The sequence below is a fragment of the Alkaliphilus flagellatus genome (assembly GCF_018919215.1).
Lineage (GTDB): Bacteria > Bacillota > Clostridia > Peptostreptococcales > Natronincolaceae > Alkaliphilus_B > Alkaliphilus_B flagellatus.
Map to the genome: position 1 here is coordinate 206,453 of NZ_JAHLQK010000004.1, position 21,309 is coordinate 227,761.

Here is a 21,309-nt window from a genome sequence, read left to right on the forward strand (position 1 = left end):
ATCTATAAAAACATACTATTTACTATAAAAATTATTAAGAAACGCACAGTTTTAGTATTTTATTAAATTTATAGATATAAACAAATAGACATAAACATAAATTAAATTTTGACGAATTTTTGACGGCAAATAAAAAAGCGATAGTCTTAATTAGATTATTGCTTTTTTCTATTTCTTATATTCTTCTAGTACGCTTATTCCCTTTTCAGTTATTGCTATAGATCTTGGACTAACATCTATCTTTGTAATATACCTTCCTTCTCTAAATTGCTAAGATGGCCATGTACAGTACTGCTAGATTTTAACCCAACTAAATCTGCAATACTCCTTACAGTTGGGCTTATACTATTAGCTTGTATATATTGATGTATTGCTTTTAAAATTTCCATCTGCCTTTCAGTTAGCATGATAATTCCCCTTATACCTTCGTTACTATATCTATATCCAAAGCTTTTATGATTGATTTATCATCTTATCGCTCCAAACATGTGTTCTTTATTATATATTATCAGAATGTACGTTCGGTGTAAAGAGTAAAATAGACATAAAAAAGGGTAAAGCCTCAGCCCTACCCTAATTCATTTATCTTTTTAGCATCCAAAGAATCCACGTCCACCAAATAATACAACAAGTAATAGGAAGAAGAATAATAAGCTATCTCCACTATCTCTGAAAATGCCACAGTTACAGAAAATTATAACCAAGATCAAGAAGAAGAAAAGTAAGCTACTTTGCCTTCCTCCAAATAAACCTAGTTTATCGCTCATATATTACACCTACCTTTTTTTATTTTAAGTACTGCTAAATACACAACTTAGTTTATCTTTTAGGACTATACTTAGTTGTAATACATACTATGCAATTTCATATAAACTGTTCTATATTTCATGTTGAAAATAAAAAAGGATAAAGCCTAAGCTCTACCCTAATTATGTTTCCTTTATCTTTTACAATCACAAAATTCACATCCGCATCTACGTTCACGTCAATATGCACAACATAATATAATAATTAAAAAGATGAAAGAAAACATATATTTCACTACCTTTTTGAAACTGAGTTAGATGTAATATAATTGGCTTCATCTTTAGTTGCAATATATATTATGAAACAAACTATATATTGTGATATATCTGTATAAAAATAAAAAAGGATAGAACTTAAGCTCTACTCTAACATTTTCTCGTTATTATCTTTTAGTTTCTTTAATGCATCTAATATACCAGGAGGTAAAGGTACACCCAATAATGCTATGTTTTCTGTTACAGATATGCCCTCATTGGCTGTATAGAATAAAACTGCCATAGTTCTAAAGATAGGATTTTCTACAGCTAGAGTTAAATCTATTTGGTGGGCCAGAATAATTACTAAGAATATAGCACCTTTTTCATTAGTCCATTAAAACCTATATCACTGGCTAGGTTCTTATTTTTAAATCCTTTCATTAATTCTGTTATATAGTCTACTGCCATTAAAATAGCTAGTATTTTCAATATGCTATCCCACCCTCCAAGAAGATATGTTGTCCATGTACCAAAAAAAGCAACTAAACTATTCCAAACTGTTTTATAGTTCATTATTTATCTCCTTTCAAATCCTTATGTATATTCATAAATAAAGTTGTTACCGCCCATACTGGCATAGGTTCGTCTATTTTTTTAATCCATCCTATAGGATCAGACATTAAATTATTTTTTGCTAGATATTCTATTCCTTCCTTTTTCCATTGTGGTGTTTCCATAGGTTTGTCCTCCTTTGGCATATAATCAATGTCTATGTGATTTAATATTCCTTTTGCAATTCCCACAGCTGCCTTCTCCAAAAACTCGTCACTTTTGAGTAGTTGTTCTTCTGCAGGATTATTGATAAAAGCTACTTCTACAAGTACAGCTGGCATAATGGTACTTCTAAGTACTTGAAAACCATCATATTTAACACCTCTATCTGCTAATCCTATTGCTTGTACTAGATTGCTTTGTATAGAGCGTGCTAGTCTATCTCCTTCAACTTCTGCTTTGTATGCAAAGGTTTCTGTACCTGTAGCCTTAGGATTACTTGCACTATTAATATGAATAGATACAAAAAATCAGCTTTAGATTCGTTGGCTATCTGAACTCTTTTATCTAAGCTGACTCTTTCATCTCCTACCCTTGTAAATATAATCTCTATGCCATATCACATGAGAATATCTGCCACCATACATGCGATTTTCCATGCTACATGACTTTCTTTTAATCCAGTAGGGCCTACTGCTCCTGGATCACTCCGTCATGGCCTGGGTCAATAACTACTATATATCTCTTCATAACTTCACCTGCTTTCAAAATTTCTGTTTCTAAGCACAAAAAAACCAGCTTTTTGAAAACTGGTTTTTAACTTTTATAGTTGTATAGTTCCTTCTACTGTATTTCTATCTAATATTATTTCAGTTAAATAGTTTGAAATTTGAACCGCTTTTATAACTTGTGATTTTAATTCTAATACGATTGTTCTACTTCCTCCTAGGCTAATGTAATTAATTATAAGGTAACTTCCTTTATCGTATTTTTTACCAATTCCAGCTGGATTACTTGCTTGAGTTAGTAAATTTGTTTTGTTTGTAAATTTTACAGATGTAAGTTTATCAAGTAGTAATTCAAATTTCCTTTCCTTACATTCTAGTATTAGTTTGTCTTCAACTAAAAAAACATCGACAGGAGCATATGCATTTATATTTGGCATCCCATGCCTGTGAAGTGTTCCTCTTAAAGTCATTTCTGAATTATATTCTCTTTTTTTCGCATTATGTCGTCTTATCAATTTTTGTTGATATGAAATAGCAAAAATCAACATTGCTAATACAAAACCAAAAATAATTAATATGATAATTAACTCAAACTTCATAAATATTCTATCCCTTCTGCTTTTTCACTTTTCCACCATTATACAATATTTAAGAAAAATTTACCATATGATCGTAATTAATCTATTAAATGAATTAAAGAAGGGCATAATAAAAGCACCCTCAAGGGGTGCTCCTAACGTTTCTAACCTTATAAATAATTTTTATCTCATATCATATCGGTATTGTTCTCCATTAATATCAAAGAACAATACTACAGGATTTTCAGATTCTTCAACTTCTTGAGGACAATTCACCAAAAATCTAACTCCTAATGTTTCAAGAGGATCTATATCTGTTATATTTGCGTAAGTGAACCCGAGTGATTTATCTTCTGGAACAGGAGCACCTCTGTACTCATATCCGTTATTGTAATCTACCTTAACTTTCATAATTTTATCGACCGGTAAATTTTGTTTTTGAATATTTTTCACATCAGTATCAATATGGATATAAACTTTACCAGATTCAGCTGCATAATGAGTATACATTCCAGAAACATTGTCAGGTAGCACATCATAGGAAAATTCAATATTATTTATAGTTATTTCACTTGTATCTGTAACTATAGTATCACCAATTTTAAATGTCTTAACATCTTCTTCTTTTTCCTTAGGTTTTTCCTCTTCTGCTTTATTGGTTTCTTCACTATCTTGAACTCCACTTTTACCTTGATTTGTTGTGGGTTCATTATTGTTACAAGCAACCCCTGTAAATAACGTCAATACTATTAAAATACATAAAAAGACTTTTTTCATATTCTTTCCTCCATTTTAGATTTATTTTATCATGGTAATTATACCAAATATTAGAAGTAATGGGAACATTAATTTTTTGAATGGTAAATTATAATTTTGTTTGGTCTCATTGTATGACCTCACTCTCTAGATTAAAGAAGGGCATAAAAATACTTCTAGGTGTTATATGTGTTAAAAATGGAAAATGGAAACAAAGGAGTAAACAAGGCTTTAGAACAAAAGCTTTAGCTAAAAAGGCGGCAGATACAAGATTAGATGAAATGAAAGGTGAGTTTATAGCAGATTTGTCTATAAACGACAAAGGAATTACTTTTTTAGAATTCAAGGAGAGATACCTGAATGACCTAGTAAAATATAAGGAAGCTAACACGATAAAAACATACAGAGAAACATTTGAACATTTTAATAGATTAAATTTTATTCCAATGGAATAAATAAAGTATCTGCACATACAGGAGTGTGTAGATGAAATGTTAGAGAATCCAAACTTAAAAATAAAAACTATTAATTGTACATTTCACGAATAAAATCGTTATTTAATAAAGCTACTAAAAAACCTTATAAAATAATAATTAAAACTCCTTTAGATGAAGATATAGATCTTCTAGAGGAAATTAAAGAGGCGAAAGCATTAACTAAATCAGAACTTGACAATTTGCTAAGTTTAATTAAACCTGAAAAAGACTATGTTATATGCTTATTAGCTGCTACCTGCGGATTGAGAATTGGGGAGATTATAGGTTTAACTTGGGGAGATATAGACGAGGTGAACAGTGAGTTAAATGTTAATAAACAATGGAAAAGATTAAAAAATGGTTCATTTGGATTTGGCACTGTAAAACGTAAAAATTCAAATAGGATTGTCCCTATACCTCAAAGCACGTTAAGTACACTTTTGAAGTATAAAAAGAACAATCCTACAGATATTAAAAATAGAATATTTTTAGATAACCGTCCACAAAATGCCTCTTATAGAATCTATAAAAAATTAAATAAAAGAGGACTGAGTGTTACCTTGCACGATTTAAGACATACTTATGCTACTATGCTAGTTGCAAGTGGAGTAGATTTTAAGACAGTTGCTAAATTCATGGGTCATGATGTAGAAATGACTATAAAAACCTACTCTCATGTAACTAAGGACATGATAAAAAGAGCTACAGATACAGTTAATTTTATTTTTTAATTCATTTTTGACGAATTTTTGACGTTTTAATGCTAAGCCCAGTAAAATACAAGGTTACAAGGAGAATTATAGATATTATTATTATATCACTACTTTCCATTTTCCATAGCAAACCTTCTTATTTTCCTCGAAAATCCCTATTATTTTTCTTCAAATCATTTTTCACCATATATTCTTCTAATTCCTTTGTTGCCTGTACTAGTTTAATTTGATTATCAAACAATTTATTCTGTAAGTCATTAATTAGGATTTGCGCTTTTTGCAAATCATCTTCCTTCTCTAATAATTGATCATTTAGTGCCTTTATCCGCTCATCCTCTTGTTGCTGTAATTCTATTTCTTCAATTTTTTTCTCAAGATTAAAGTATGCTTCGTCCTTTTCCTTTAACTGGTCATTGAGAGTTTCTATATACTTTTCTAATTCATCAATTTCTACCTGAGGTAATTGCATTTCTTTCTGTAACTCTTCAAAGTTATTTTTCATCTTTAAAAATTGGTCTGTAATGTTAATACATGTTAATACAGCAATCATTGAGGTGCTAAGTTTTTTATTAGCCTTAGCTACAGCTTCCATATTATCATCTACAAAACTGCCTACCTTTAATAAATACTCTTTAGGTTCAGCACCGACAATAGGATATTCTTGTCCATTTATTTTAACTAAAACTTTGTTTTTTTGACTCATTCTTCTATCAGCTCCTTTTTGAAGAAGTTGTTGTTATATATTTTCTGTATATCTTTCAAATATCCTGCTAGAAATGGTGATTTTTCTATAATTATTTTGTTTATAAAAAAGTCGTATTATGGATATAGAAGAGTGCCTTCTTATACTATATGAAAAAGGAGCTATTTAGCCCCTTATTCTCTTAATGCTCCATCCAATTTTTTACCAATATCAGCTAAGATACGATTGTGGACAACATTTACCTCATCATCTGTTAAAGTACGTTCCTTATTTCTATAGGTAATAGTATATGCAATGCTTTTAAAGCCATCTTTAATTTGGCTTCCTTGGTAAACATCAAATAACTTAAAGCTCTCTAGTATGTCCCCACCTTGAGCCTTAATAATATCTTCAATTTCCTTTACCAATATATTATCCTTTACCACAACAGCAAAGTCTCTAGTTATAGCTGGGTATTTTGGTAGCGATTCATAAAGTCTTTCCATGTTTGTAATATCTGCTAAAATACTAAAATCTAATTCCCCACAGTAACATCTTTGATTTAAATCATAGTTTTCTATTACTATAGGATGTAATTCACCAATAGTTCCTAGAACTCTATCTTGTACTATAACATTTGCACATCTGCCAGGGTGATAACTTGGATTATTTTTCTCTACTATAAACTCATATTCTTTAATTCCTAGACCATCTAATAATGTTTCTACTATTCCTTTCAATGTAAAGAAGTCTTCTTTACCATACATAGCCATTACTAAACTTGGAATTTCAAGCGGTAACTCTTGCACCTCATCAGTCTTAGTAATAAATATTTGACCAATTTCAAATGCCCTAAAATCCTCAACCTTTCGATTTGTATTTCTAGCTGCAACTTCTAATATATTTGGAAGTAAACTAGTTCGCATGACACTAGTCTCATCTCCAAGAGGATTGATTAGCTTTACCATATTTCTTTTTATGCTGCTTTCATCAAGATTAATCATATCTATAGTTTTAGGGCTAACAAATGAATATGTTAAAATTTCATTAAAGCCCATTGCATTTAAAAGATCCTTCGCCACATCTTCTATAATTTGTCTGCTAGGTTTACCTCCAACTTCTATATTTCCCTTAGCCATTGTAGGTGGTATTTTATCATATCCAAAAATTCTCCCTGCTTCTTCAGCAAAATCTGCTTCCATTACAAGATCCATTCTATAGGTTGGAACTGTAACTTCAAGAGTATCACCTAAATCCTTCGCAGTGATCTCTAGCTTCTCGAAAATATCAATCATTTCTTCATTACTTAAAGAAATGCCTAGAAGGTCATTGATTTTTTTAGGTCTAATTATTACTTGTCGAGGCATTCTTTCTTCAGGATAAATATCAACTGCTCCTTCAAGTACTTCTCCTGCCCCTAGTTCTACAATTAATTGACATGTTCTATCTGCAGCTAAGCGTGCTATATTAGGATCAACACCTTTTTCATATCTTGAAGAAGCCTCTGTTCTAAGGGCCAATTGCTTAGAAGTAAGCCTTATATTATTTGGGCTAAAATGTGCAGACTCTAATAATATAGTTTTTGTATTTTCTGTTACTTCAGATTGTTCTCCACCCATTACACCTGCAATAGCTAGAGATTTATTCTCATCAGCAATTACTGTCATAGACGACTTTAATTTTCTTTCCACTCCATCTAAGGTTCTGAATAATTCATCGTCTTTAGCTCTCTTAATTATAATTTTGTTCCCTTCAATATAAGATAGATCGAAAGCATGTAATGGTTGACCGTACTCTAGCATTACATAGTTAGTAATATCTACTATATTATTAATTGGGCGAACCCCTGCATTAATTAATCTTTGCTGTATCCACTGTGGAGAAGAACCAATTTTTATATTTTTAATAACTCTTGCAACATATCTTGTACATCCTTCATTGTCTTGTATTTCCACAGAAATATGATCTGATGCCTTATCTTTTATTTCTATAACCTCTACTTTTGGATATTGCACACTTTCATTTAAGGTAGCTCCTACTTCCCTAGCCATTCCGATAACACTTAAACAATCTGGTCTGTTTGATGTAATTTCAAATTCAATTACTTGATCTTTTAAATTAAGTGTTTCAGTAATATCTTGACCTAAAGGATAGGCTTTATCTAATATCCAAATTCCATCCTTAATTTCTTCAGGTATCATAGCTTTAGGGATACCTAGTTCGTCGGCAGAACAAAGCATTCCCTCAGAAATCTCTCCTCTAAGCTTTCCTTTTTTTATTTTTAACCCTCCAGGTAGTATTGCACCATGGACTGCAACTGGAATATAATCTCCTTCAGAAATATTAGTTGCGCCAGTTACAATTTGAAGTTTTTCGTCTCCAACATTTACTTGACAAACAACTAATTTATCAGCATTAGGGTGCTGTGTGATACTTTCTATATGTCCAACAACAACATTTTTAATATCATCACATAGTATATCTATTTTTTCTACCATAGATCCAGACATTGTCATTTTATCTGCAAATTCATTAATATCTATATTAATATTTACATAATCTTTAATCCAGTTCATTGATACATACATAATACATTCCTCCTACTTTCTATTAAAATTGATTGATAAAACGCATATCATTTTCAAATAATAAACGAATATCATCAATTCCATATTTTTGCATAGTTAGGCGGTCTATTCCCATACCAAAGGCAAATCCGCTATACACTTCAGGGTCTATACCACAATTTCTAAGTACATTTGGATGAACCATTCCTGCGCCTAAAACTTCTATCCAACCATTTCCCTTACATACACTACAACCCTCTCCACCACATTTAAAGCAAGTGGCATCAACCTCTGCACTAGGTTCTGTAAATGGAAAGTTATGTGGTCTAAACTTTATTTGAGTATTGGGACCAAAAAAATTCTTTGCAAATACATCTAATGTTCCTTTCAGATCTCCCATTGTAATGCCTTTATCTACTACAAGCCCCTCTATTTGATGGAACATAGGAGAATGTGTAGCATCTGGAGTATCATTTCTAAAGCAACGACCTAATGAAACAATTCTAATTGGTGGCTCATTTTTTTCCATAACCCTAACCTGTACTGGAGATGTTTGTGTTCTTAAAATTGTACTTTCGTTTATATAGAAAGTATCACTAACATCTCTAGATGGATGATTTTTAGGAGCATTTAAAGCATCAAAGTTATAATATACGGTTTCTACTTCTGGACCTTCAGCAACTTTAAAGCCCATGCTTATAAAAATATTTTTCAAATCATCCATAGCTTGTGTTAAAGGATGTCTTTTTCCTACCTTAATCTCTTTACCAGGCATGGTGACATCAATTGCTTCAGATTGTAACTTCTTTTCTAACTCTTTGATTTTAATACTTTTTTTAGCTTCTTCTAATGCAATCTCTATATTTTCCCTAACAATATTAGCTATTTTACCTATTAGAGGACGTTCCTCGGCACTTAATGATCCCATCCCCCTTAATATTTCAGTTAATTCTCCTTTTTTACCTAAATAGTGAATTCTAGCCTTTTCTAAAATAGCTGTAGAGTCAGCTTCGTTAATTTCTAATATGGCTTTTTCCTTCAATTCTTTTAATTTTCCTTCCATAACAAATCTCCTTTCTAATTTTACAAATAAAAATAAACCCTCATCCCAGAAGGGACGAAGGTTTCACTCCGTGGTACCACCCTAATAGTCCATTGCAATTAAACAATGAACCACTCGAAGACATTAACGGCGTCAACCGATAAAACCTACAATCTCAAATACAGACTTCAGTTTTATAGCTCCAGAGCGAACTTCTGCTATACTTGTTATAAGGTACTTTCAGCCTAAGGTACCTTTTCTCTTTTAGAACAGTTTATAGCTTACTTTTCTCCATCAATGCTTTTGTTTATTTAACTTATTCATCTATTAATTAATGGATAGTTTCTTATACATAATATAGGCTGTAACGGAACCTGTCAACTCAAATAGTTTCCAAAACACATCAGGAGTCTTCATTGTTCCACTCTCCTTCCTTCAAGCCATCGTATGTTTATTATAACATAGCTTAATAGCTGAAACAAGGTAGTTTGATTAAATAAATATAATTTTTAAAATTTTCAAACTTTTCTTAGATGTTTTTCTTCTGCAGCTTTATATATTAAAATGCCAGCAGCCACTGATGCATTAAGGGATTCTATTTTACCCAAAATTGGAATTATAACCCTTTCATCCACACTGGACAATATATTGCTATTGATACCATTAGCTTCATTCCCTATTACTATACCAATATTCTTATTATAATCAATATCTATATAGGTTTTATCCGTATCTAAATCTGCTGCTATTAGTTCTACATTTTTTTGTTTTAAGTATTCAATCCATACATCATTATCGCATTGTATAATTGGCAAATGGAATATAGCTCCCATTGTTGCTCTTAGAGTCTTACTATTATATGGATCTACACTTCCTTTTGTGATTATAACTGCATCAACTTTAGCACTTTCTGCGGTGCGGATAATAGTTCCCATATTACCAGGATCCTGTATGCGATCTAAAATAACAAAGAATAAGTTATCAACATCTTCAAACTTAAGATCTTCTAAACTACTATTCTTCATGTTAACTACAGCCATAATGCCTTGTGGACTCTCTGTGGTTGCTAGCTTGCTAAATAATTGGCTTGGTAACTGATAAATAGTATGCCCTTTTGAGGAAACCTTGTTTAATAAATCTGATCCCCCTTGGACTTGGTGTAATTCTTCACTGAAAATAACATATTCAATATCCCCATTATGTTTTAGGCATTCTTCAACAATTCTTACACCCTCTACTGTAAACTGAAGGTGTCTCACTCTTTGTTTCTTAAGCTGAAGCGATTTTATATGCTTAATAATAGAATTGTTTTCACTACTAATTAACTTAATCTCCATTTTATGACCAAACTTGTTTTTCAATTTTTTCTAAATCCTTGTTATGACCAATAACAACAAGAATATCATCCTTGCCAATTCGATCCATAGCTATTGGGGATACATTCATTTCATAACCATGCTTTATCGCCATAATATTTACACCATATTTAGATCTAACATCTATTTCTAACAATGTTTTACCCACCCAATCATCTAAAGGTGCTATTTCCATGATACTATAATCTGGAGCTAATTCTATATAGTCTAATATATTACTAGATACCAAATTGTGAGCTACACGCATTCCCATATCCCTTTCAGGGAAAACTACGCGGTCCGCTCCTATTTTAAATAGTAGTTTTGCATGAATTTCATTATTGGCTTTAGCTACCACATATTTAATACCTAGTTCCTTTACTATTAAAGTAGCCATAATAGAAGCCTGTATGTCTGAACCAATTGTAATAATTGCAACATCAAAGTTACGTATTCCTAAAGATTTCAAAGAGTTTTCATCAGTAGCATCAGCTTGAACCGCATGGGTAACTTCATCAGAAACATGCTGAATAATTTCTTCATTACTATCTATGGCTAATACATCATGTCCCATCTTGTAAAGAGTTCTTGCAACGCTACTTCCAAAACGGCCACAACCTATAACAACATATTGTTTCATGTTCATCCTTCCTATCCTACTAAAATTTTTCCTTCTGGGTATTTAATATTTCCTTTATATTTATGTTGCTGTCTCGCCAGTGCAAATGCAATTGTAAGTATACCTACTCTACCAGAAAACATCATAAAAATAAGTAGAGTCTTACCAAGTGCACTTAACAGAGGTGTTATTCCTAAGGTTAAACCAACAGTACCAAAGGCAGACACAACTTCAAATAAAATTTCCATAAAATCAAATTGGCTATCAGTAATAGATAATACCATTGTAACAGAAATAATTAAAAATATACCTATAATAGCAATTGTTATAGCTCTATTAACTATATCTCTAGATATTCTCTTTCTAAATAATTCGGTTTCACTCTTACCCTTAATAACAGAAATAATTGTAAAGAGAATTACACCAAGAGTCGTGGTTTTAATACCACCTGCTGTAGATGCTGGAGATCCTCCGATATACATTAGAATAATGGCTAATAATTTTGAAGCAGTTCTCATTTGAGCAAAATCAACGGTATTAAAACCTGCTGTTCTAACGGTTACTGATTGGAAAAATCCAGATAGAAACTTACCACCTAAAGTTAAGTTTCCTAGGGTATTGGGGTTTCTCCATTCTAAAACCATAAAACCAACAGTGCCTATTGTTAATAACAGTGCAGTAATTAATAATGCCATTTTAGTATGAAGAGATAGTTTCTTAAGTTTTCTATTAGTAAACACATCAGTTATAACAGAAAAACCAATCCCTCCAATAATAATTAAAAAGGAAACCGTAAGAGATACAATAGGATCCGAGACATAGGGCATTAAATTTTTTCCATTACCGATTAAGTCAAAACCTGCATTACAAAAAGCTGAAACTGAGTGAAATATCGAATAAGCTATACCTATTATCAATCCATATTGTGGAACAAACCTCAAGGAAAGAAATAAAGCACCTAATCCCTCTACTGCGAAAGTCACTATTAAAACATACTTAGAAAACCGCACAAGCCCCGCTAGAGTACTCTGATTAAAAGCCTCTTGGATAATTAATCTTTCCTTTAAAGATATTTTCTTTCCTAATATAATAAAAAACATGGTAGCCAATGTCATAAATCCTAAACCACCTATTTGTATCAGGAACAGAATAACAGTTTTTCCAAATACAGTCCAGTAGGTACCAGTATCCACAACAGATAAACCTGTTACACATACTGCTGATGTAGCAGTAAAAAGAGCATTGATAAAACCTACACTTTCCCCATTTTGAGATGCAATTGGTAGATTTAACAATAATCCTCCAGTTAAAATTATCGTTGCAAACCCGATTACAAGAACTTGTGTAGGCTTCAATTTTATATTATGCATATCTATTTTAATACTCATGTTTTAACACCGTCCATATATATCTTATATACTTAATTTTATTTAACTATTTTATTTAATATATATCTACTATAGAGTATTCCCAATACATCTAACAATCTATACTATATCCATCCTAATACATTATCAACATACAATCAAGAAACATATATTATAATAGTTTTAGGTATTATATAAAATTACAAAGAGTCCTTATTAATAAGGACTCTAAACTATGCATTTAATTTTTGTTTTGCTGTTTCAACTAATTGTGCAAAGCCTTCTTTGTCATAAATAGCCATTTCAGATAACATTTTTCTATTCATTTCGATACCAGATAGCTTTAAGCCATTCATAAGTCTTGAATAAGAAATGCCATTTGCTCTAGCTGCAGCATTTATTCTTGTGATCCAAAGTCTTCTAAAATCTCTTTTTCTTAATTTTCTACCAACATAAGCATGTTTTAATGCTTTCATTACGAATTGGTTAGCAGGTCTAAACAGTTTGCTTCTAGCTCCTCTGAAACCTTTTGCTAACTTCAAAACTTTTTTATGTTTTTTATGGGCAGCAGTGCCCTTTTTAACTCTAGCCATTATTTACAACCTCCTTTTCTTCCTACGTTATCTAATATGGTAATAATTGTGCTATTCTTCTTTGATCGCCCTTGAATACTATGCCAGCTTTTCTAAGCTTTCTTTTTCTCTTAGGTGACTTCTTAGTTAAAATATGGCTTGTATAAGCTTTGCTTCTTTTAATTTTACCTGTACCAGTCTTTTTAAATCTTTTTGCTGCACCTCTATGAGTTTTCATTTTTGGCATTAGTGTTTCCTCCCTTCAAATTATGCGTTTTTCGGAGCCAAAATCATAATCATTTGTTTTCCTTCAAGTTTTGCTTCCTTTTCAACAACGCTTACTTCTTCAAGCATGGAAGCAAACTGTTTAATTACACCTTGACCCTTACTTATATTACTAAGTTCTCTTCCTCTAAATCTCATGCTAACTTTTACCTTATCTCCACTTTTCAAGAACTTAATAGCATTGTTAGCCTTAACACTTAAGTCGTGTGTTTCAATACTTGGACTAAGTCTTATTTCTTTAACATCCACGATTTTTTGATTCTTTCTTGCTTCTTTTTCTTTCTTTGCCAACTCATACTTATATTTTCCGTAGTCCATAATTTTGCAAACAGGTGGTTTAGCTTGAGGTGCGATTTTTACCAAGTCTAAGCTTTTGCTGTTTGCAATTTTCTGAGCATCCTTAGCTGACATAATGCCTAATTGATCACCATTTGTGTCAATTACTCTTATTTCTTTGTCTCTAATCTCTTCATTAATTTGCTGTTCATTAATTTCTTTAATAACTTGACACCTCCTATATTTTTTGAAAACTTTAAAGTTGTCTTATGCTATCGCATTGACTCCTGTCGCACTTAATTTTAAAGCTTGCGCTTTGAAATTTCAAATGCTCAAAGTATTGTCAATCTTCTGCTTCTTTAGAAATACCTATAATTAGAAAAGTATAATCTATTATACAAAAATAAAGCGGATAGTTAGACTATCCGCATAGATTCAATATGACCGTCATTGATAAAACACAATGAATACAATCAAAATATTAACCTTACTAACTATAGCTGTAAGGTGAGAAGCGGATGTCTTCTACTTTCTTTACTTGTATAGTTTAACAGTACTAAATTGTTTTGTCAATACTTTTTTATATTATTAGATTTATTATATCTTTACTATACAATATAATATGAATTTTTTTCCTGCATTTTTTATATCTATAATATTTATGTTTAAACTTTTTTTGGGCAATATAACATTAAAGACTATAAAAGGTGGGTGAGTAAGTGAAGGTAAAAATAAAATTAAAAAAGAAAATAATAATGATTATCCTTTGTATATTCGTAGCATTAAACATTGTTTCTAACTTTGTCACATGGGCAAATAGCTCATTAATTAATAGATTAACATCTGGAGACCGTTTGTTAATTTTAGGAATTACCATATTGCTTTTTATCTATTATATGAAATTAGATAAAAATCCCCAATATGCACATGCCACTATAAATACAGAAAAGAAAGAAAAAGATCAAAACTCTAATGAGTTTTTTACTAAACCAAAAGTTACATTTCAAGATGTCGCAGGATTGGAAGAGGTAAAGGAAGAGTTAATAGAGGTTATTGACTTTATTAATCAATCGGAGAAATACAAAAAAATGGGAGCCAAGATTCCTAAAGGCATACTGTTTCATGGGCCTCCTGGAACAGGTAAAACCTTACTTGCCTCTGCTGTAGCTGGAGAAACAAAATCTGCATTCTTTTCTGCCAGCGGCTCCGAATTTGTTGAAAAATATGTAGGTGTTGGAGCAAAAAGAATACGTACACTTTTTGAAAAAGCTAGAAAAGAAGCACCTAGTGTTATTTTTATTGATGAAATTGATGCTATTGGAGCTAAACGTCATCTAGATAGCAATAATGAGAAAGATCAAACTCTAAATCAATTGTTAGTTGAACTTGATGGATTTAATACGGATCAGACCGTAGTAGTTATTGCAGCTACCAATAGGATAGATCTTTTAGACGAAGCACTACTTCGTCCTGGCAGATTTGATAGACACATGTATATTAGCAATCCAAATGTAAAAGCAAGAGAAGAGATCTTGAAGGTACATACGAGAAATAAGCCTTTAGATCCAAGTATAAGCATTTCTGATTTAGCTCGTAAAACACATGGTATGAGCGGAGCACATTTATCGAATGTTGCAAATGAAGCTGCAATAATTGCGGTTAGGGAGAATAAACATATAATTACAATAGCTCATTTTGAACAAGCCATCGAGAGGGTAATTGCAGGGCTACAGGTTAAAAATCCTACCATTTTACCTAAGGAAAAAGAAGTTGTTTCCTACCATGAGGCTGGCCACGCCCTTGTAGGAAAAATACTACGTACAGATATGGTCCACAAAGTTTCTATAATCCCTAGGGGACAAGCATTAGGCTATGTTATACATATGCCACAGGAGGATAGATATGTTTTAACTAAAGAAGAGCTATGCGATAAAATGATGGTAATGCTAGGGGGCAGAGCTGCCGAAGAATTGATTTTTAATCATTTATCTACTGGAGCAAAGGATGACCTAAAAAAGGTAACTGAGGTTGCTATGCAGATGGTGTGTGAATATGGTATGAGTGATCTAGGCTTTATTTATAACGAACCTAGTATGATACGCTCTTTAAGTGATTCTATAAATCAGGAAATTAACAAAATAATATATGAATGTTACAATACAACTTATAATTATTTAAAAAAATATAGGAATGAGCTAGAAAAAATTTCTACTGCTCTTTTAGCAAGAGAAACTTTAAATAGTAGTGAGTTAGATGAATTATTAGGAGATTTCCCTCCAACACCTAAAACTAAAGATGAAAAAGAGAAGCTAGAAGCTGTATAAAATATTCGTTGCGTTTTGTATAACTAAATTTATAACAAAATAAGCTTAGAAAGTCTGTACATTTCTAAGCTCATTTTGTTATATTTATAATAAAAATTTTCTTTACATGACTTTTATTTCGTCTTTATAGCTTTCAACAAATCCAAATATTGCGCTTATAAACTCGTATCCTTTTTCATACATAGCTGCATGCCCAGCTTCTTTCGGTTTAGAGTGACTAAAAAATTTATATCTTTTGCAACAATTGTTTTCTTTCATTAAAAAAGTTTTTATATGATAGATAGCAGGCTATGAAAGATGATATAGACGTTGTTGAAAGAAGCATAAACGTTACCATAATTTGATATTTAATCGCCTGTACAGGCGAAGTACCAGCAAGTATAAGACCTGTCATCATACCAGGTAAAGAAACTATACCTAATGTTTTAGTGGAATCAATTGTTGGTAGCATCCCAATTTTGATTGAATTTCTAATTATTTCAATAGATGATGGTAAAATATCTGCCCCAAGAGAAAGTTTAGTTTCAATTTCTTCTCTTCTATTTTTAAAATCTGCACCCAATTGCCTATAGCATAGTCCTAAAGCTACCATTGAATTACTTATAATCATTCCGCTTACGGGTATAATCTGATATGGTTCATATTTAATTGCACCAGATAATAGGAGAATAGTTAAAGTACTTATTGTTCCGACCCCTATTGAAATAAACGATATTAACGTTCCATTTCTAATCACCTTACCTCTTTTAGAAGCATTATATGAAGCATTAAAGGTCATAAATAAAAGTAGTAATGTTGTAAATATTGGATTCTCAAGTCCAAATATGTAATTGAGAAGATAACCAACAATAGTTAATTGTATTATTGCTCTGACTACACCAATAATAGTTTCTCTCTCAAGCTTTAAATTTTGCGAATGGGAAAATAGTATAGATATTAATACAAGAGATGAAGATATTAAAAGTGAAGAATTAGTTATAATATTAGTCCCATTCATCTTAACACCTCCAAAGATTTTACTTTTCCAGCTTCGATAGTTAATAATTTATTCGCATTTCTTTTACTTTGATCTAGGTTATGTGTTATCCATAATATAGTAGTACCATCCTTATTTAAGGATTTCATTATACTCTCCACAATCAAGCTATTATCTACATCAAGAGCGGAAGTTACTTCATCTAAAAGAAGTATCTCTGGTCTAAATAACAATGTCCTAATAAGGGCTATTCTCTGTTTTTCTCCACCTGAAAGATTCTTTATATCTTTATTTAAATAGTTTACATCAATCTTAAAAACAGTAAAAAGTTCTTCTACCCTACTAAAATTCACCTTACTATTTCTTATTGAATATGGAAAGGATATGTTGTCCATAACTGTATCTCCAAAAAGATAAGGAGTTTGAAAACAATAAGATATATTCTTTCTTAAATCAGTGGGATTATACTCCTCTATAGATTTATTTCTATATATTATTTGTCCTGTAGCAGGGCTTATAAGGTGGCAGCATAGTTTAAGAAAGGTGCTTTTACCACTACCGGATGGTCCGACAATAGAAATGTAATCTCCAGATTTAATTGATATTGTTATATCATCAAGTATTGATCGATTATCATCCATAAAAAATACATTTTGAAATTCAAGTAAGGACATAATGTCCGCCTCCTTTCGCCTATTTATAATTTATTATATCAAAGATAATAAAGAAAACTTGATTTAGATTAAGCGTTAACTCTATTTGATCTTATTTTTATATAGACTATCTACACTATGTCCATAAATTCCAGTATAACCAACTTCTATTTAAAAACCATCTCCATCCCTCTTATTTAAATATCTATATGTAATTTTATTTAGTGGTATAGTAAGTAGATTTCTCTATTTACATACCACTAAATTTATTAAATATTGTATTTAACCTATATTAATTTCTATTACTGACTTCCAGAAACCAATGTCTTGTTTTGTTGGCAATTTCAACCAATACAAGCATCACTGGTACCTCCACTAATACTCCAACTACTGTTGCTAGAGTTGCACCAGAATTTAATCCAAATAGAGAAATCGCTACAGCTACTGCCAACTCAAAGAAGTTACTTGCTCCAATCATTCCAGCAGGTGCTGCAATATTATGTGGTAGTTTCCAAGCCTTTGCCCAGCCATAGGTAATAGCAAAAATAAAGAAAGTTTGAATAGTTAGTGGTATAGCAATCAATATAATGTGTAGTGGATTACTTAAAATAACATCTCCTTGAAAGGTAAAGATAATAATTAGTGTTAGTAATAATCCTACAATTGTTACATTATCAAACTTCTTTTAAAATACATTTTCAAAGTATTCTATCCCTTTATTTTTTACAATGTATTTTCTTGAAAAGTATCCACCAGCTAATGGAATAACAATAAATAAAACAACAGATAAGAACAAAGTTCCATAGGGAACCAATACATCGGTAATCCCTAGCAATATGGCTACGATAGGGGTAAAAGCAAATAAAAGAATAAGATCATTTACTGCTACTTGTACCAGTGTATATGCAGCATCTCCCTTAGTTAAATGACTCCACACAAATACCATGGCTGTACAAGGAGCTGCTCCTAAAATTACCGCTCCAGCTAAATATTCATTTGCTAAAACTTCCGGGATTAGAGCACTAAATACCACCTTAAAGAAAAATGCTGCTATTAAATACATACTAAATGGTTTAATCAGCCAGTTCATACCACAGGTTACAATTAGTCCTTTTGGTTTTTTTGTAGCTTCTACAATACTACTAAAATCAATTTTTAACATCATTGGATAAATCATTAACCAAATTAAAATTGCTACTGGAATTGATATTTCATAGTAGGTAAACTTACTTAAAACCTTCGGAACCACTGGTAAAAACTGTCCTATGGCAACACCTAATACAATACAAGCTGCTACCCATACTGTTAAATAGGTTTCAAAAAATCCTAAACCTTTTCCTCTTTTTTCAATGATTTCATTGCTCATAATACAACTCCCTGTTCAATAAAATTTATGATGACTTCCTTGTATTCTAAATATTCTAAAAAATATACTTTTAATCTACAGTTCTTTATTTTTTACTCTTTTAATAAGTTCTTCTATTTTAGTCTTAATCAGATCTCGTGTTTTTCTAAACTCTTCAATAGATCCACCAGATGGATCTTCAAGTCCCCAATCTTCACTGTGACTACATAGTACAAATGGACATTGCACATTACAGCCCATAGTAATGAGAATGTCTACTTCTTCTGGGATATCGGTTAAAAGTTTAGGATAGTGCTCACTTATATCAATACCTACTTCTTTCATTACATCTACTGCCCCATATTTTACTTCGTGATAGTTCTCTGTCCCAGCTGAGCATACTTCCAGTACATCGCTTCCTAATTTTTTTGCCCAACCTTCTGCGATTTGAGATCGACATGAATTATGAACACATACAAATGCTACTTTTTTCTTCATATAAATTTCCTCCTAGTTTTTTACTAGCCATTCTTACATTGATTTTCATCAGATTCTGTACAGTTTCTAATAAACCCTTCACAGATACATCCATCTTTAAAGGAAGTCAGTTGCCTAATAAAGTTTTGCAATTCATCTACCATTTTTCGATTGATTGAATAAAACACCCATTTTCCTTCTTTTCTTCCCTCTACAATTTCACACTGTTGCAAGATTTTCATATGGTGTGAAATAGTTGGTTGGGTTAATTTCAGACCGTCCATAATATCACAAGCACATAGCTCCCCACAGGAAAGCATATCTAAAATGAGTAATCTGTTTTTATCCGCTAAAGCCTTAAGTAGTTCTACCTTATTATCTATTGTAATCCTCTCCCTTATTTGTACAGATATCTAAATCTATCTATTTTAAATATATTAATATTTTGTACAATTTATATATGCGTAATATTCTATTTGTCTAATTCTTCATTACATAGATACTTATCTATGTATAGATTAAATTAACTTTTACTTATTGTCAATATACAAGTTATAATTTATTCATGAAAAACCAGTCAAGATGATTTCATCTCAACTGGCCTATATCTTAGATTTCTACTAAGAAATTGTTACTTAAAAGGATTAATTTCCAAATAAAATTATATTTACTTCACCTTTTCTAAAATCTTGATAATTTCTTTTGGTTTTAAAACCTTTCCAAATGATACAACCTTCTCATCAATAACTAATGCAGGAGTTGACATCACTCCATAGGCCATTATGTCTTTAAAGTCTTCTACTTTAATAACTTCGGCATCAACACCTACTTCTTTTAGTGCTTTGTCAGTATTTTCTTTCAAAGTAACACAGTTTCTACATCCAGAACCTAAAATTTTAATTATCATAACAAATCACTCCTTATAATATTATTATTTTTTATAAAAAACTAAATAAAAAGATAACTAAATGTATTAAAAGTGTATCCAATTAACAGAATGCCAATAGTAACAATACCGATAAATATACCTAATAGTTTTGGCTTAACAACCTTTTTAAGCATAATTATAGACGGAAGTGAAAGTGCTGTTACTCCCATCATAAAAGATAAAGCAGTACCAAGACCTACTCCCTTTAAAACTAGAGCTTCAGCTATCGGTAGGGTTCCAAAAATATCCGCATACATAGGTATACCTACAAAAGTTGCAAGTAGAACAGAATACCACTTATCTTGGCCTAACAATGCAGTTATTACTGACTCTGGGATCCAATTGTGGATTGCGGCACCTATTCCAACACCTATTAAAATATATAGCCAAACTTTTTGAATAATATCCAATACTTGCTCTTTTGCAAAACCTATTCTATTCATAGCTGTAAGCTCTTCTTGTTCAGCTTCAAGCATCTTGTTACTATAAACAAATGGTTCTACATACTCTTCTAGTTTTAGCTTGCTAATAATACTTCCGCCGATTACTGCAAGCACAATACCCACAACAACATAGGCTATTGCAATTTTCCAGTTAAATACGCTAGCGAGTAAAATAACAGATGCTAAATCTACAAGGGGTGAAGAAATTAAAAATGAAAATGTAACACCAATTGGCAGTCCTGCACTTGTAAAGCCTATAAATAGAGGGATAGATGAACAAGAACAAAATGGTGTAACAGTTCCAAGTAAAGCAGCTAATATATTCGCTGAAATCCCATTGAATTTCCCTAATATTTTCCTAGTTCTCTCTGGTGGAAAAAAACTCTGTATATATGAAATCATAAATATTAAAACAGATAGTAATATAAATATTTTAATTACATCATAGATAAAAAAGTGGATACTACTCCCTAGCTTACTATTCACATCTAATCCAAATATATTTTGCACTAATAATGTTACCAAATTATAGAGCCACTCCATTTTAAGCAGTTGGTTATTTAACCATTCAAAAATAATCATAGAATCCAT

Annotated in this window: 26 protein-coding genes, 1 pseudogene and 1 other annotated feature; of the genes and pseudogenes, 3 read left to right on the forward strand and 24 right to left on the reverse strand. The window is 31.4% G+C overall.

Going from position 1 to position 21,309, the window contains the following annotated elements; translation table 11 throughout:
* Nucleotides 1-236: 236 nt before the first annotated feature.
* From KQI88_RS11250 to KQI88_RS11275, 6 genes and pseudogenes are all read right to left on the reverse strand, one after another.
* Nucleotides 237-407, reverse strand: coding sequence for a LexA family protein (locus tag KQI88_RS11250; RefSeq protein ID WP_246579260.1), 171 nt, complete (start codon nt 405-407; stop codon nt 237-239).
* Between the two features lie 183 nt (nt 408-590).
* A complete protein-coding gene (locus tag KQI88_RS11255; RefSeq protein WP_216417385.1) occupies nt 591-767 on the reverse strand; it encodes a hypothetical protein in 177 nt (58 codons plus the stop codon).
* 400 nt (nt 768-1,167) lie between these two features.
* A pseudogene (locus KQI88_RS18695) lies at nt 1,168-1,577 on the reverse strand (phage holin family protein).
* The gene (locus tag KQI88_RS11265; protein ID WP_216417878.1) at nt 1,577-2,074 is read right to left on the reverse strand and encodes an N-acetylmuramoyl-L-alanine amidase family protein; all 498 of its coding nucleotides are present in this window, start codon (nt 2,072-2,074) and stop codon (nt 1,577-1,579) included. The pseudogene KQI88_RS18695 and the gene KQI88_RS11265 overlap by 1 nt, the downstream one beginning before the upstream one ends.
* Before the next feature lie 305 nt (nt 2,075-2,379).
* Nucleotides 2,380-2,883: a hypothetical protein gene (locus KQI88_RS11270; protein WP_216417387.1), complete on the reverse strand. Its 504-nt coding sequence runs from the start codon at nt 2,881-2,883 to the stop codon at nt 2,380-2,382.
* A gap of 162 nt (nt 2,884-3,045) precedes the next feature.
* Entirely contained in the window at nt 3,046-3,639 is a 594-nt protein-coding gene (locus KQI88_RS11275; RefSeq protein ID WP_216417389.1) for a hypothetical protein, read from the reverse strand.
* Nucleotides 3,640-3,719: 80 nt separating this feature from the next.
* On the opposite strand from KQI88_RS11275, the gene KQI88_RS11280 reads away from it, so the two are divergent.
* Both KQI88_RS11280 and KQI88_RS11285 read left to right on the forward strand, forming a co-directional pair.
* Entirely contained in the window at nt 3,720-4,073 is a 354-nt protein-coding gene (locus tag KQI88_RS11280) for an Arm DNA-binding domain-containing protein (protein ID WP_216417391.1), read from the forward strand.
* 74 nt (nt 4,074-4,147) lie between these two features.
* On the forward strand, nt 4,148-4,825 hold the full coding sequence (locus tag KQI88_RS11285) for a tyrosine-type recombinase/integrase (protein ID WP_216417392.1): 678 nt from the start codon (nt 4,148-4,150) through the stop codon (nt 4,823-4,825).
* A 118-nt stretch (nt 4,826-4,943) separates the two neighbouring features.
* On the opposite strand, the gene zapA is transcribed toward KQI88_RS11285, so the two are convergent.
* The 10 genes from zapA to infC form a co-directional block, all read right to left on the reverse strand.
* Entirely contained in the window at nt 4,944-5,510 is a 567-nt protein-coding gene (gene zapA, locus KQI88_RS11290; RefSeq protein WP_216417394.1) for a cell division protein ZapA, read from the reverse strand.
* A gap of 173 nt (nt 5,511-5,683) precedes the next feature.
* Nucleotides 5,684-8,077 carry a phenylalanine--tRNA ligase subunit beta gene (gene pheT, locus KQI88_RS11295; protein ID WP_216417396.1) on the reverse strand — a complete coding sequence of 798 codons (2,394 nt, stop codon included), beginning with the start codon at nt 8,075-8,077 and terminating at the stop codon, nt 5,684-5,686.
* A gap of 22 nt (nt 8,078-8,099) precedes the next feature.
* Entirely contained in the window at nt 8,100-9,119 is a 1,020-nt protein-coding gene (gene pheS, locus KQI88_RS11300; protein ID WP_216417398.1) for a phenylalanine--tRNA ligase subunit alpha, read from the reverse strand.
* A gap of 47 nt (nt 9,120-9,166) precedes the next feature.
* Nucleotides 9,167-9,405: a binding site (T-box leader), on the reverse strand.
* 20 nt (nt 9,406-9,425) lie between these two features.
* Complete coding sequence (locus KQI88_RS11305) at nt 9,426-9,515, reverse strand: YqzL family protein (protein ID WP_212376772.1); 90 nt, start codon at nt 9,513-9,515, stop codon at nt 9,426-9,428.
* A 101-nt stretch (nt 9,516-9,616) separates the two neighbouring features.
* A complete protein-coding gene (locus tag KQI88_RS11310; protein WP_246579262.1) occupies nt 9,617-10,459 on the reverse strand; it encodes a TrmH family RNA methyltransferase in 843 nt (280 codons plus the stop codon).
* Entirely contained in the window at nt 10,437-11,093 is a 657-nt protein-coding gene (locus KQI88_RS11315) for a potassium channel family protein (RefSeq protein ID WP_330656208.1), read from the reverse strand. The genes KQI88_RS11310 and KQI88_RS11315 overlap by 23 nt, the downstream gene beginning before the upstream one ends.
* A gap of 11 nt (nt 11,094-11,104) precedes the next feature.
* Nucleotides 11,105-12,460 carry a TrkH family potassium uptake protein gene (locus KQI88_RS11320; protein WP_246579263.1) on the reverse strand — a complete coding sequence of 452 codons (1,356 nt, stop codon included), beginning with the start codon at nt 12,458-12,460 and terminating at the stop codon, nt 11,105-11,107.
* Between the two features lie 212 nt (nt 12,461-12,672).
* Nucleotides 12,673-13,032 (reverse strand): 50S ribosomal protein L20, encoded by a 360-nt coding sequence (gene rplT, locus KQI88_RS11325; RefSeq protein ID WP_212376763.1) that lies wholly within the window; start codon nt 13,030-13,032, stop codon nt 12,673-12,675.
* A 31-nt stretch (nt 13,033-13,063) separates the two neighbouring features.
* Entirely contained in the window at nt 13,064-13,258 is a 195-nt protein-coding gene (rpmI, locus tag KQI88_RS11330; RefSeq protein ID WP_012159827.1) for a 50S ribosomal protein L35, read from the reverse strand.
* A 20-nt stretch (nt 13,259-13,278) separates the two neighbouring features.
* Nucleotides 13,279-13,797: a translation initiation factor IF-3 gene (gene infC, locus KQI88_RS11335; protein WP_216417884.1), complete on the reverse strand. Its 519-nt coding sequence runs from the start codon at nt 13,795-13,797 to the stop codon at nt 13,279-13,281.
* A 530-nt stretch (nt 13,798-14,327) separates the two neighbouring features.
* Between infC and ftsH the strand changes: the two genes are divergently transcribed.
* Nucleotides 14,328-15,896 carry an ATP-dependent zinc metalloprotease FtsH gene (gene ftsH / locus KQI88_RS11340; protein WP_216417886.1) on the forward strand — a complete coding sequence of 523 codons (1,569 nt, stop codon included), beginning with the start codon at nt 14,328-14,330 and terminating at the stop codon, nt 15,894-15,896.
* Nucleotides 15,897-16,122: 226 nt separating this feature from the next.
* Here the strand turns inward: ftsH and KQI88_RS11345 are convergent, their stop codons facing one another.
* From KQI88_RS11345 to KQI88_RS11375, 8 genes are all read right to left on the reverse strand, one after another.
* Nucleotides 16,123-16,893: an ABC transporter permease gene (locus KQI88_RS11345; RefSeq protein WP_216417402.1), complete on the reverse strand. Its 771-nt coding sequence runs from the start codon at nt 16,891-16,893 to the stop codon at nt 16,123-16,125.
* A complete protein-coding gene (locus KQI88_RS11350; protein WP_216417404.1) occupies nt 16,890-17,546 on the reverse strand; it encodes an ABC transporter ATP-binding protein in 657 nt (218 codons plus the stop codon). The genes KQI88_RS11345 and KQI88_RS11350 overlap by 4 nt, the downstream gene beginning before the upstream one ends.
* Nucleotides 17,547-17,817: 271 nt before the next feature.
* Complete coding sequence (locus KQI88_RS18760) at nt 17,818-18,108, reverse strand: hypothetical protein (protein WP_330656210.1); 291 nt, start codon at nt 18,106-18,108, stop codon at nt 17,818-17,820.
* Between the two features lie 102 nt (nt 18,109-18,210).
* Nucleotides 18,211-18,891 (reverse strand): bile acid:sodium symporter, encoded by a 681-nt coding sequence (locus KQI88_RS18765; RefSeq protein WP_330656211.1) that lies wholly within the window; start codon nt 18,889-18,891, stop codon nt 18,211-18,213.
* A gap of 75 nt (nt 18,892-18,966) precedes the next feature.
* Nucleotides 18,967-19,368, reverse strand: coding sequence for an arsenate reductase ArsC (locus tag KQI88_RS11360; protein WP_216417406.1), 402 nt, complete (start codon nt 19,366-19,368; stop codon nt 18,967-18,969).
* Nucleotides 19,369-19,391: 23 nt separating this feature from the next.
* Nucleotides 19,392-19,760 carry an ArsR/SmtB family transcription factor gene (locus KQI88_RS11365; RefSeq protein WP_330656228.1) on the reverse strand — a complete coding sequence of 123 codons (369 nt, stop codon included), beginning with the start codon at nt 19,758-19,760 and terminating at the stop codon, nt 19,392-19,394.
* A 254-nt stretch (nt 19,761-20,014) separates the two neighbouring features.
* The gene (locus KQI88_RS11370) at nt 20,015-20,254 is read right to left on the reverse strand and encodes a thioredoxin family protein (RefSeq protein WP_216417408.1); all 240 of its coding nucleotides are present in this window, start codon (nt 20,252-20,254) and stop codon (nt 20,015-20,017) included.
* Nucleotides 20,255-20,295: 41 nt separating this feature from the next.
* Complete coding sequence (locus KQI88_RS11375; protein WP_216417411.1) at nt 20,296-21,300, reverse strand: permease; 1,005 nt, start codon at nt 21,298-21,300, stop codon at nt 20,296-20,298.
* Between the last annotated feature and the right edge of the window lie 9 nt (nt 21,301-21,309).

What these genes read in the sequence shown, in the direction of transcription:
- KQI88_RS18765 (WP_330656211.1), bottom strand. Translation starts at nt 18,891, where the DNA reads ATGAGCAATGAAATCATTGAAAAAAGAGGAAAAGGTTTAGGATTTTTT.
- rpmI (WP_012159827.1), bottom strand. Translation starts at nt 13,258, where the DNA reads ATGCCAAAAATGAAAACTCATAGAGGTGCAGCAAAAAGATTTAAAAAG.
- ftsH (WP_216417886.1), top strand. Translation starts at nt 14,328, where the DNA reads ATGATTATCCTTTGTATATTCGTAGCATTAAACATTGTTTCTAACTTT.
- KQI88_RS11270 (WP_216417387.1), bottom strand. Translation starts at nt 2,883, where the DNA reads ATGAAGTTTGAGTTAATTATCATATTAATTATTTTTGGTTTTGTATTA.
- KQI88_RS11275 (WP_216417389.1), bottom strand. Translation starts at nt 3,639, where the DNA reads ATGAAAAAAGTCTTTTTATGTATTTTAATAGTATTGACGTTATTTACA.
- pheS (WP_216417398.1), bottom strand. Translation starts at nt 9,119, where the DNA reads ATGGAAGGAAAATTAAAAGAATTGAAGGAAAAAGCCATATTAGAAATT.
- KQI88_RS11345 (WP_216417402.1), bottom strand. Translation starts at nt 16,893, where the DNA reads ATGAATGGGACTAATATTATAACTAATTCTTCACTTTTAATATCTTCA.
- KQI88_RS11255 (WP_216417385.1), bottom strand. Translation starts at nt 767, where the DNA reads ATGAGCGATAAACTAGGTTTATTTGGAGGAAGGCAAAGTAGCTTACTT.
- rplT (WP_212376763.1), bottom strand. Translation starts at nt 13,032, where the DNA reads ATGGCTAGAGTTAAAAAGGGCACTGCTGCCCATAAAAAACATAAAAAA.
- KQI88_RS11320 (WP_246579263.1), bottom strand. Translation starts at nt 12,460, where the DNA reads ATGAGTATTAAAATAGATATGCATAATATAAAATTGAAGCCTACACAA.
- KQI88_RS11360 (WP_216417406.1), bottom strand. Translation starts at nt 19,368, where the DNA reads ATGAAGAAAAAAGTAGCATTTGTATGTGTTCATAATTCATGTCGATCT.
- KQI88_RS11375 (WP_216417411.1), bottom strand. Translation starts at nt 21,300, where the DNA reads ATGATTATTTTTGAATGGTTAAATAACCAACTGCTTAAAATGGAGTGG.
- KQI88_RS11250 (WP_246579260.1), bottom strand. Translation starts at nt 407, where the DNA reads ATGCTAACTGAAAGGCAGATGGAAATTTTAAAAGCAATACATCAATAT.
- KQI88_RS11350 (WP_216417404.1), bottom strand. Translation starts at nt 17,546, where the DNA reads ATGTCCTTACTTGAATTTCAAAATGTATTTTTTATGGATGATAATCGA.
- KQI88_RS11315 (WP_330656208.1), bottom strand. Translation starts at nt 11,093, where the DNA reads ATGAAACAATATGTTGTTATAGGTTGTGGCCGTTTTGGAAGTAGCGTT.
- KQI88_RS11370 (WP_216417408.1), bottom strand. Translation starts at nt 20,254, where the DNA reads ATGATAATTAAAATTTTAGGTTCTGGATGTAGAAACTGTGTTACTTTG.
- zapA (WP_216417394.1), bottom strand. Translation starts at nt 5,510, where the DNA reads ATGAGTCAAAAAAACAAAGTTTTAGTTAAAATAAATGGACAAGAATAT.
- KQI88_RS11280 (WP_216417391.1), top strand. Translation starts at nt 3,720, where the DNA reads ATGGTAAATTATAATTTTGTTTGGTCTCATTGTATGACCTCACTCTCT.
- pheT (WP_216417396.1), bottom strand. Translation starts at nt 8,077, where the DNA reads ATGTATGTATCAATGAACTGGATTAAAGATTATGTAAATATTAATATA.
- KQI88_RS11305 (WP_212376772.1), bottom strand. Translation starts at nt 9,515, where the DNA reads ATGAAGACTCCTGATGTGTTTTGGAAACTATTTGAGTTGACAGGTTCC.